Annotated in this window: 1 protein-coding gene; it reads right to left on the minus strand. The window is 47.2% G+C overall.

Annotated elements, in window-relative coordinates:
• The coding region (locus tag J7438_RS26020; protein ID WP_209278935.1) for a hypothetical protein at positions 1-936 on the minus strand (936 nt) is incomplete at both ends.

Below are 936 nucleotides of genomic sequence, written 5' to 3' on the forward strand. Positions count from 1 at the left end.
TTAAGTTCAACGGTGACTTTGTCAGTGTTTACATCAGACCGGCCATCCACACTGAGACGAATTTCATTATCACCAGAGCTGCCTTTCAAGGTGGCCGTTGAAGTGGCAGCATCCAGAACCAGATCCATTGTGGCACTGCTTCCATCCAGCAACTCTGCTCCGTCTATAGCAAGCAGTTCAGCAGCTTCCAGATTACCGATGGTAACGGAGGATGAAACATCGATGGTTTGAGTGGAATCGGTTGGGTCAACATCCTGACCTGACCAGGTCAGTTTATCGTCTTTTATAACCAGTGTTGTATATAAGCTGGTCGTTTCAGCAGACAGAATATCCCGGCCATCTTTCCCATCCACTTCAAGGTCTATGGAATCAATGATAAAGAAATCCGTCCCCTTAGAGCCGGTATATTTATCCTGACCTCCATTCCCTTTCTGACTGGTCAGTTGAAGAGATGCCAGCAGGCTTAAACTCACACCTTTAATAACCGTACCAGAAGTGCCAGAAGTAAAGCCTAAAACCGTAAGGATACTGTTGTCAGTACCAGCCACACCCAGCGTTGACAGCCCATTAAATGTCAGTTCTGCAGAAGCCTGATCAAAACTGATTAAGGGATTATCACTACCTCTGTCGTCTGCTGCATTGATGAGATCAATGAGTTCTTGCAAGGTTGAAGAGGAGCTGACATCGATATCAAGAATTGTGCTGCCATCTTCCAGAGTCAGCCTCAGAGTATGTTCAGAAAGCGCATTCCATCCGGCAATACTGTCAAGGCTGGTACTGGCCGATACTCCATGAAAGCCATCTGCATCCAGCATATCATTTCCAGCACCACCAATCAGCGCCGACGATTCAAAGCCCTGATGCGAAAGAATCGTTGCCCCCAGCATTAACTGACTATTGTCAAGATCAAGGGTATAGCCACTGGCCGCATCAGCC

The organism is Thalassotalea sp. G20_0 (genome assembly GCF_017744175.1).
GTDB lineage: Bacteria > Pseudomonadota > Gammaproteobacteria > Pseudomonadales > Endozoicomonadaceae > Endozoicomonas.